We start from the raw sequence: 8,711 nt of genomic DNA, 5'->3' as shown, positions 1-8,711 counted from the left end.
GTCGTGGAGAACAGCCGGTGGGCCTCGTCGTAGAAGTGGTGCGGGTTGCTGCCCGGGGTGTTGGTGAACGGATAGCTGCCGTAGTACCAGCTATAGGCGTTGGTGAGGGTGAAGTTGGACTGCTTGGTGCCGTTGATGTACAGCGACAGCGGCGCGGTGTAGACCGAGCCGCTGGAGGTGTCGGGGATGCTGTACCGGAAGTCGATCGAGTTGGTCGCCACCGGCGTGGTGAAGGTGACGTACTTGCCGGTGCCCTGCAACGTCGTCGCCTTGCGATACGACGCCTCGTCGGCCAACTGACCCTGGGTGTAACTCGGGCCGATCACCGTGCCGTTGGTCGCGGAGTTCTCCGCCTGCACCTCCACGTACGGCAGGCTCGCCCCGCTGCCACCAGTGGCAGCAGTCGCCGCCGATGCCGACGGGGTGATCACAGCGAAGGCACCGGCGACCGCCAGCGCCGCGGCGCTGACCCCGAAGACGAGTGCTCGCCTCGGGGATCGGATGGACTGGAACACCTGTTGCTCCTTTTCGGCACGGACGGCCGGACGTGTGCCTGGGCAGCGCCAGGCTCGGTGGGGCGGGGGAGAGAGAAGCCGGACCCAAGAGATCGACGGGCGGCTCGGTGGTACGGCCCGATGGCCGGGCGGGCTAGGCGGTGGCCATGGTGAACTGCTCCCAGGTCCCGATCGAGGTCCGGTTGGCGATCAGCGGGTTCGCCCCGGCGTTGTCGGCGGTGACGTACTGGTTGTTGGCCAGGGCCTTGAAGCTGACGGTGCCGTTGGAGTTCGTGATCAGCTGGAAGCTTTCCCAGGTGCCGACGGTCGTACGGTTGGCGATCAGCGCGGACGTCCCGGTGTTGTCGGCGCAGACGTACTGGTTGTTGGCATGGGCGAGCAGCGCGACGTTGCCGCTGCCCGCGTCGACGAGGGTGAACTGCTCCCAGGTGCCGACGGTCGTACGGTTGGCGATCAGTGGGGACGTCCCGGTGTTGTCCGCGCAGACGTACTGGTTGTTGGCCAGCGCCTTCAGCGAGATCACCGAGCCGACGCCTGGCGTCGTGCCGGCGAGCATCGGCTGGGTGGGACGGGTGGCGGTGAGGGCGATCTGCCCCTTGAGCATCTTGCCGCCGTCACCGGTGAGCCGCAGGTAGTAGTCCGAGGAGCAGGCGGTGCCGTCCTCGTCCAGGGCCAGCATGCCGCCGTTGCTCGGTGACCAGGCCTGGGATTCGGCGGTCTTGGCGATCTGGTTGCCCTCGTTGTACTCGTCGTACATCGAGATGTAGATGCCCTGCACCCCGGCCCGCACCATGTTGTAGAACTGCCGCCACATGAAGTCGCCGTGCACCCGCTGCCGCACCGAGACGTCACCGGGCAGGACACACGGCTGGTAGTCGATGCCGTGTGCGGCGCAGTCGGCGACATCGGGCACCGTCGCCACGTTGTAGAAGTTGTCGGCGTCGCTGATGGTGCCGATCCGGCCGACCATCCACGGGGAGATCATGTTGAAGGCGTGGTACGTGTCCAGGAAACCGGCCTTGGAGTCGTTGTTGCCGGTGCGCCACCAGGTCGGCACGCCGCCGATCACGTAACACCCCTGGGACTTGAACCAGTTGATCACGTCCAGGGCCGCGGCCGCGGTGGCGGGGTGGTTGCTGTCGTTGAAGCCGAAGCCCCATATGCAGACGACCGGCTTGCCGTTCTGCTTGGCGTACGCCGACGAAGCCGTGTGCGCGGCCATCTTGTTGGTCCAGTCCGTCTTGATCTCGGACTGCATGTTCGTCCAGCCGGACACGTCGTACATGATGTAGAACTTCCGGCCGTACGCCTCGGCTGCGCTGCGCACCTTGGTGGCCATCGCGTCCCGGGTCGGGCCCTCGCTGCCGGTGGGGTTGAACCGCTGCAGGGCAGCGGTGTCGATGTTGTTCTGCTGCATCCACAGGAAGTGGGTGTTCACCGTCTGCTGGTCGTACGACGAGAACAGCGTCGCGGGCTGGCCGTTGCCCAGCGCGGCGAAGCCGGTCTGGTACGTCTTGGTGTACTCGCGCATGTCCGGCCAACACTTGATGCCGTTGTTAGACGGGGACGGCGCCTGACCGGAGTTGGGGCTCCAGTGCCACCAGGCGTTGATCGGCGCACCGTCCCCGATGCAGGCGAACCAGCCCTGGTACCCCACCGTGATCTTCCCGACCACGTCTCCCGGCGCGCTCGCCGCCGAGGCGCCCGGAGCCAGGCCGAGCACAGCGAGCCCCGCGGCAGCCGAACCGCCGACCGCCGTTGTCAGGAACGTACGACGTGACACACCCATGGTTGACTCCGATGTTCAACAGCTGAACTCAGCGTCCCGGGCCGTAAGCGGGCGCAACGGCCCGCAAATCCATGCAAGATTTCCGCGTTGTTTGCACTGGCTTGCGGTGGGGGAGGTGCGGGCCGGTCCCGGCGCACACCACGCTGAGCGCTACTGCATCTGCGGTTTGAGGTCTGCGGGGATTCAACTGCTGAATCAAACATTCCGTCAAGAGGTCTGGACCAACAGATTGCTTTGCCCGCGATACCTAGGAATTTCCTGTGATGCGCGAGGTGTTGCGGTGGCTGTTTCACCGGGAAAGATCGGATGACCGGATTCACAGGTTCAACACATCGGGAAACGGCGTGCGGCACGCTGGGCCTCGCATCGAGGGCCTCTACAACATCAGCAGCATCAATGACAACATTGTCAACTCGGCTCGGGCTGGCTGGTCGCCACCGCGACCGACTGCTCCCGGCCGTCCGAAGGCCAAGGAGGCCAAGGCATGACTGTCAGGAGAACCCTCGCCGGTCTGGTGGCCGGATTAGTCGCGGCCACGGCCGTGCTGTTCGGCAGCGGGATACCGGCGGCCGCGGCAAGCGGTAAGCGGGTCGTGGTCTACTACCAGACGCAGTACGACAACGGGTCCTACGTCTCCCCGTTGGGCCTGACCGATCACAGCACCGGGGCCACCGACCTGCTGATCGGCGCCTTCCACCTCAACGGCGACGGCTCGGTCCATCTGAACGACGACCCGCCCGGCGACGCGAAGTTCGGCCAGATGTGGACGGACGTCGCCGCCATGCAGGCCAAGGGCGTACACGCCATCGGAATGGTCGGCGGGGCCGCCCAGGGCAGCTTCCAGCGCCTGGACACCGACTTCGCCACCTACTACCCGCTGCTGAAGAACGTCGTGTCCACGTACCACCTCGACGGCCTGGACCTGGACGTCGAGGAGTCCATGTCCCTGGGCGGCGTGGAGCGGCTCATCGACCAGCTCCACACCGACTTCGGCTCCGCTTTCATCGTGACCCTCGCGCCGGTGGCCACCGCGCTGAGCGGGGGCGGCAACCTCTCCGGCTTCAGCTACGACCAGCTCTATCGCGACCGCGCGAGCTCCATCGGCTGGTTCAACGCCCAGTTCTACTGCGGCTGGGGCTCGCTGAGCTCCACCAGCGGCTACGACGCGATCATCAACCACGGTGTCGTCCCCGCCGACAAGGTCGTCGCGGGCACCCTCACCAATCCGGCCAACTGCGGCAGCGGTTACGTCGATCCCACCACCCTCAACAACACCCTCGCCGCCCTCACCGCCAAGTACCCCTCCTTCGGCGGCGTCGCCGGCTGGGAGTACTTCAACTCCGAGCCCGGCGGCACCAGCGCGCCCTGGCAGTGGGCCGCCTCGGTGAGCGCCGCGATGAACGGCAGCGGCGGCACCGGCCCCACCGACCTCGCCCTCGGCAAGAGCGTCACGGGCAGTGCCCCGTGCAACAGCAACGAGACCCCCGCCAAAGCCGTCAACGGCAGTGTCAGTGGCGGGAACAGCGACAAGTTCTGCTCCTTCGCCTCCCCGTCGCAGCTCACCGTCGACCTTGGCTCCGCGTACTCCCTCAGCGGTCTGGAGATCGACCACGCCGGCGCGGGCGGCGAGTCCGCCTCGTACAACACCAAGGCCTACACCGTGCAGGTCTCCACCGACGGAACCACCTGGACCACCGTCGCCCAAGCCGACGCCAACACCGCCGGCACCACCACCCACACCCTCACCGGCACGTTCGCCCGTTACGTACGGCTGAACGTCACCACTCCCACCCAGAGCACCGACCCCGCCACCCGCATCTACGAGCTCAAGGTCTTCGGCTGACGAGGAGCCGTTCGGGGTCAGCCGTCTGCTGCTGTCTCCGGCCTGCTGCGGTGCAGGTGCTCGAGCATCGCCTCATGGTGGTGCCGTACCGCCTGCACCGCGGCCTCGGTGTCACCGGCCTCGATGGCGGCGACGATGGGTTCGTGCCGGCAGGCCTGACCCGGGCCGGGCATGGCAAGGCTGTGGCCCGGCACCGAGGGGTGCCGGGCCACAGCCGGGGGAGGGGGTCAGTTACCGGGCGTGGCGGACTTGATCGCGTCCTTGGCCCGGTCGAGGAGGGAGGCGAAGGGGCCGGCGGTCCACTGAGCGGCGGGGGAGCCGGCCGCTGTGGGGTGGGGGTGGGTGGGGGCTATCCTCTCGGCGGCGAGAAGGCGGCTGCCCATGCTGTGGAGCTGGACCTCGTCGTATTCGCGGCGCACGGCGGGGAACTCCTCCCGCTCCTCGTGCTCGGCGTGGTCGATCACGGACTGCTCGAACTCGGCGAGCAGGGCGTCGAACGCCGCGCTGCCGATGTCCATCGTCTCCAGTTCGGCGAGGACCTTGTTGGCTTCCTTCTCCTCGTGGTTGCGGGCGTCGGCCTCCGCCTTGCCGGCCGCCTTCTTCGCCGCCGGCCGCACGATCATCTCCTCGGCTGTCTCGTGCACGGCCAGTACGGCCTTCAGCTCGTCGAAGACCTGCTTCTTCCGATCGCCGTTCGCGGTCCTGACCTCGCCGAAGAGATCCCGGATGCGGGCGTGCTGCTGGAGCAGGATGCCTACGACGTCGCCCGACGCCAGTTTCGCCGCCTGCTCGCGTTCTGACTTCGCGCTGCTCATGGCCTTGATCTCCTTTCCCGGGGGGAGGAAGCGGGCTTCGTTCCCCACAGATCGCCTGACCGCGATCGGATCAGGCAAACCCGGGGGCACGGCGGCATCAGCGCTCGGTGAGAGGGTCGCATTGGTGCACCGGGGTCATTGACATGAACATTGTCTAGACCTTTGAATGCGCCCAGGTGCACCCGACCCGTCGAAACGAGGAAGGCCCCCCACATGCTCAGACCTCGCACGGAAATTCCCTGGTCCCGCACGCTGTTACGGCTGTTCGCCCTGTTCGCCGTACTGCTCGGCCTTCAGGCCGGACCGGCCAACGCCGCGCAGTCGGCCACCACGTTCAAGGTGATCGCCTTCTACGACGGCACGTACGACGCGGCGCACATCAGCTTCGACCACGAGGCCAACACCTGGTTCCCGCAACAAGGGGCGCAGTACGGCTTCTCGTACACCGCGACCACCGACTGGAGCCAGCTCAACACCACGAACCTGGCCAACTACCAGGTCGTGCTGTTCCTCGACGACTACCCGCACACCGTCGCCCAGCAGTCGGCCTTCCAGACCTACATGAACAACGGCGGCGGCTGGATGGGCTTCCACGTCGCGGCGTTCAACACCAACTCCAGCGACTGGTCCTGGTACCACAACACCTTCCTGGGCACCGGCACCTTCCAGACCAACACCTGGGGCCCGACCGCGGAGACGCTGAAGATCGAGGACTCGAACCACGCGGCGACCGCGGGCCTGTCCTCCACGATCGCGTCCTCTGTCAGCGAGTGGTACAGCTGGCAGTACGACCTGCGGCAGAACCCGGCCATCGACATCCTGGCGTCGATGGATCAGTCCACCTTCCCGATCGGCACCGACCCCAACCAGACCTGGTACAGCGGCTATTACCCGATCGTCTGGTCGAACCGCAACTACAAGATGATCTACGCGAACTTCGGCCACAACGCGATGGACTACTCCACCAACACCGCCCTGTCATCCACCTTCGCCAGCGCCCAGCAGAACCAACTTCTGCTCCAGGGCCTGCGCTGGCTGGGCGGCCAGACCGGCCCCGTCACCCCGCCGCCCACAAACGCCACCGGCCCGATCCACGGCTACGGCGGCAAGTGCGTCGACGTCGCGGGAGCCAACAGCGCCAACGGCACCGCGGTCCAGCTCTACGACTGCAACGCCTCCGGCGCGCAGACCTGGACGGTGGCTTCGGACAGTACGCTCAAGGCGCTCGGCAAGTGCATGGACGTCACATCGGCGGGCACAGCCAACGGCACCACCGTGCAGCTGTACGACTGCAACGGCACCGGCTCCCAGAAGTGGCAGCCCGGCGCCAACGGCTCGCTGGTGAACCCCCAGTCCGGGAAGTGCCTTGACGCGACGGGCAACAGCTCCGCCAACGGCACCCGTCTGCAGATCTGGTCCTGCTCGGGTGGAGCCAACCAAAGCTGGACCCTGCCCAGTTGACGGTGAGGCGCGCGGAGCCCGGGTCCCCCCGCGTCCCGCGCGCCGACCGGTCCGACCGAAGCCGCCGTTCCCGTCAGCTGCCGGCCGGCAACTTCCTCAGGAACTCCCGGAGAGTGTCGACTGGACCGCCCGGCGCGCCGTGGCCTTCGCCAAGCTGCTCACCGAGCGCTGCGCCCGGCTTGCCGCCCTCTTCGAGGCATCGCTTCCTGCAGCGGCTGCCGGCTGACCGATTGCGTGGGCGGTCGTCAGTAGCCTCGTCGGTAGTTGTTCTTGGTGGCCTCGTCGCGCCTCCGGGCTCGCCGTTGCCGTTCGTCCGCCAGTTCGGCCAGGGCGTCGGTGACGGCGGTGAGGACGGTCACCGCCGCGTCGTCGGCCACGCTCGGTGAGTCCTCGGTCCGCTTGTCGCGGATGCCGATGGCCACCGCCAGCGCGGCGACGTTGGGCTCGTCCGCTGCCCAGCGGTTGCCTGCGCGACGGCGGGCGGGCGAATCGACCAGCACCATCTCGCTGGTCCGGAACAGGATCCAGCGGCGGTGTCCTTGCCGGGTGACCTGCCCTTCTGCCTCAAGGGCGGCCAGATATGCGGCGGACAGGCCGCGACCCCTGCGCCACAGCCAGTCGTCGACCGAGTCGTAGGGCTCCTGCTGGGCAATCGAGGACGCTGCCTCATCCAACAGGCGGTCAGCGATCGGTCGCGGCGGATTGGGCACGATGTGATCGCCCTCCAGCCTGACGGCGTCGGCGCCCAGCAGGTCGATCAGCTCAGCCCCCGCGAGCGCCAGCGACAGGTCGCCTCGCTCGACGGCGCGGCTGGACGGCCTGTCCATGGCAACGATCACAAGGTCCCGCGGTGTAGTCATGAACAGCTCCACATCAGGGGCATCGGCAACCGGCCCGCCACACCGATTGTCCCTCGCGGAGACCCCGCCCGTCGGTGAAGGACACGGCACCGCCTGTTCCGGCACCGTGGAGTCCGTGGCTGCCCCCGGGCCGTATCGGGGGTTCCACAACGATCTGGGTCAGACCAGGACGGATCCGCCGGCGACGTCGAGGATGATGCCGCTGATCCACGAGGCGGTGTCCGAGGCGAGGTACAGGGCGGCCTGGGCGACATCCTGGGGGGTGCCAAGGCGTCTGATGGGATGGTTGGCGATCAGGGACTGCTGGACGTTTTCAGGGATTTGCTGCTCGTTTCGCTCGGTCATGATGGTTTCCGGGGCGATGCAGTTCACGCGTACGCCGTGCGGGCCGGCCTGTGCGGCGAGGTCCTTGGTGAGCAGTTCGATGGCGGCCTTGGCTGCGGCGTAGGCGACGGGGGAGCCGGGGTTGGGCCGCCGGGCGGCCGCCGAGGACAGGGTGATGATGTTGCCGTGACCGCGCTGTTTCATGCCCGGCAGGTGGCTCTTGACGGTGAGGAACGTGGCGGTGAGGTTGCCGTCGATGGTGGCGTGCCAGTCCTGTTCGCTGATCAGTTCCACAGGTCCGGGGCGGACGGGGCTGCCCCCTGCGTTGGCGACGAGGATGTCGACCGGGCCGAAGCCTGCTTCGATGCGCTCGCGCATCGCTTCGACCTCATCGAATCGAGTGAGATCGGCCGTGACGGCCAGCACCTGTCCGCCCGTGGCCTCGATGTGCGCGCGGACTGATTCGAGGGCCTTCGCGTCGCGTCCGTGAACGACGACGCGGGCCCCCTCACCGGCGAAGAGCGTGGCGACGGCCGCGCCGATACCGCGCGAGCTGCCCGTGATCAATGCGACCTGGTCCCGCAGGCTGGTCATGGGGTGTCTCCAGTGTGAGCGTGTATGTGGTGCGGGGGCCGCGTGGTGGCGAGCGCCGCCGCGCCGGGGTCGGACGTCACTGTCGATCGTCGCCGGTGATGGTGATGCGGAACGTCGGATGGTCGGCCGGGTCGGGCAGGGCTCGAAAGGTCCGGGCGACGTTGGGGAGTTTGCCGAACTGGCGCAGGTAGTCGTCGATGAGCGGCGGCAACTGGTCCGGGCGGACCTCGACGGCTGTGAACCGGTCGACCCGGCCTCGGTGGGTGAGGCGACCCGCGCCGGACGCGCGGAGGTTGCGCGACCATTCGGTGTCCCCGTACGCGGACAGCAGGTACTCCTGGCCGTCGCACCTGAGAACGGCCACCGGTGTGGAATGCCAGATGCCGGTGCTGCGCCCGGGTACCGAGAGCAGGCTGACGACCTGGGGTTTGAACAGTCGGGCCATGCGCCCGCCGATGACCCGCGCCGCCCAGGGCGGGCGCAGGTAGTGCCTCGCGGTCATGAGTGTGT

At 67.6% G+C, this 8,711-nt stretch carries 9 protein-coding genes; 2 read left to right on the top strand and 7 right to left on the bottom strand.

Annotated features, from left to right (window positions below):
• A partial coding sequence (locus ACFXJ5_RS33840; protein WP_459253997.1) for a carbohydrate-binding protein occupies positions 1–515 on the bottom strand: 515 nt, incomplete at its 3' end.
• Between the two features lie 133 nt (positions 516–648).
• The gene (locus ACFXJ5_RS33835) at positions 649–2,304 is read right to left on the bottom strand and encodes a xylosidase (protein WP_384639803.1); all 1,656 of its coding nucleotides are present in this window, start codon (positions 2,302–2,304) and stop codon (positions 649–651) included.
• A gap of 484 nt (positions 2,305–2,788) precedes the next feature.
• On the opposite strand from ACFXJ5_RS33835, the gene ACFXJ5_RS33830 reads away from it, so the two are divergent.
• Complete coding sequence (locus tag ACFXJ5_RS33830) at positions 2,789–4,147, top strand: discoidin domain-containing protein (protein ID WP_384639800.1); 1,359 nt, start codon at positions 2,789–2,791, stop codon at positions 4,145–4,147.
• Positions 4,148–4,164: 17 nt separating this feature from the next.
• Here the strand turns inward: ACFXJ5_RS33830 and ACFXJ5_RS33825 are convergent, their stop codons facing one another.
• Both ACFXJ5_RS33825 and ACFXJ5_RS33820 read right to left on the bottom strand, forming a co-directional pair.
• Entirely contained in the window at positions 4,165–4,320 is a 156-nt protein-coding gene (locus tag ACFXJ5_RS33825) for a hypothetical protein (protein WP_384639797.1), read from the bottom strand.
• 54 nt (positions 4,321–4,374) lie between these two features.
• Positions 4,375–4,962 (bottom strand): hemerythrin domain-containing protein, encoded by a 588-nt coding sequence (locus ACFXJ5_RS33820; protein WP_384639795.1) that lies wholly within the window; start codon positions 4,960–4,962, stop codon positions 4,375–4,377.
• Positions 4,963–5,175: 213 nt separating this feature from the next.
• On the opposite strand from ACFXJ5_RS33820, the gene ACFXJ5_RS33815 reads away from it, so the two are divergent.
• A complete protein-coding gene (locus ACFXJ5_RS33815; protein ID WP_384639793.1) occupies positions 5,176–6,423 on the top strand; it encodes a ThuA domain-containing protein in 1,248 nt (415 codons plus the stop codon).
• A gap of 245 nt (positions 6,424–6,668) precedes the next feature.
• On the opposite strand, the gene ACFXJ5_RS33810 is transcribed toward ACFXJ5_RS33815, so the two are convergent.
• From ACFXJ5_RS33810 to ACFXJ5_RS33800, 3 genes are all read right to left on the bottom strand, one after another.
• Positions 6,669–7,283, bottom strand: a complete 615-nt coding sequence (locus ACFXJ5_RS33810; RefSeq protein ID WP_384639790.1) for a GPP34 family phosphoprotein — start codon at positions 7,281–7,283, stop codon at positions 6,669–6,671.
• A gap of 159 nt (positions 7,284–7,442) precedes the next feature.
• The gene (locus ACFXJ5_RS33805) at positions 7,443–8,201 is read right to left on the bottom strand and encodes an SDR family NAD(P)-dependent oxidoreductase (RefSeq protein ID WP_384639788.1); all 759 of its coding nucleotides are present in this window, start codon (positions 8,199–8,201) and stop codon (positions 7,443–7,445) included.
• A 76-nt stretch (positions 8,202–8,277) separates the two neighbouring features.
• Positions 8,278–8,703: a nitroreductase/quinone reductase family protein gene (locus ACFXJ5_RS33800; RefSeq protein ID WP_384639786.1), complete on the bottom strand. Its 426-nt coding sequence runs from the start codon at positions 8,701–8,703 to the stop codon at positions 8,278–8,280.
• Positions 8,704–8,711 lie beyond the last annotated feature (8 nt).

The sequence above is a fragment of the Streptomyces sp. NPDC059373 genome, from assembly GCF_042751495.1.
GTDB lineage: Bacteria > Actinomycetota > Actinomycetes > Streptomycetales > Streptomycetaceae > Actinacidiphila.
This window is presented reverse-complemented; position numbering and strand designations above follow the sequence as displayed.

Excerpts from the sequence above, each read along its gene's own strand:
- ACFXJ5_RS33800 (WP_384639786.1), bottom strand. The coding sequence starts at position 8,703 with ATGACCGCGAGGCACTACCTGCGCCCGCCCTGGGCGGCGCGGGTCATC.
- ACFXJ5_RS33810 (WP_384639790.1), bottom strand. The coding sequence starts at position 7,283 with ATGACTACACCGCGGGACCTTGTGATCGTTGCCATGGACAGGCCGTCC.
- ACFXJ5_RS33815 (WP_384639793.1), top strand. The coding sequence starts at position 5,176 with ATGCTCAGACCTCGCACGGAAATTCCCTGGTCCCGCACGCTGTTACGG.
- ACFXJ5_RS33820 (WP_384639795.1), bottom strand. The coding sequence starts at position 4,962 with ATGAGCAGCGCGAAGTCAGAACGCGAGCAGGCGGCGAAACTGGCGTCG.
- ACFXJ5_RS33835 (WP_384639803.1), bottom strand. The coding sequence starts at position 2,304 with ATGGGTGTGTCACGTCGTACGTTCCTGACAACGGCGGTCGGCGGTTCG.
- ACFXJ5_RS33830 (WP_384639800.1), top strand. The coding sequence starts at position 2,789 with ATGACTGTCAGGAGAACCCTCGCCGGTCTGGTGGCCGGATTAGTCGCG.
- ACFXJ5_RS33825 (WP_384639797.1), bottom strand. The coding sequence starts at position 4,320 with ATGCCCGGCCCGGGTCAGGCCTGCCGGCACGAACCCATCGTCGCCGCC.
- ACFXJ5_RS33805 (WP_384639788.1), bottom strand. The coding sequence starts at position 8,201 with ATGACCAGCCTGCGGGACCAGGTCGCATTGATCACGGGCAGCTCGCGC.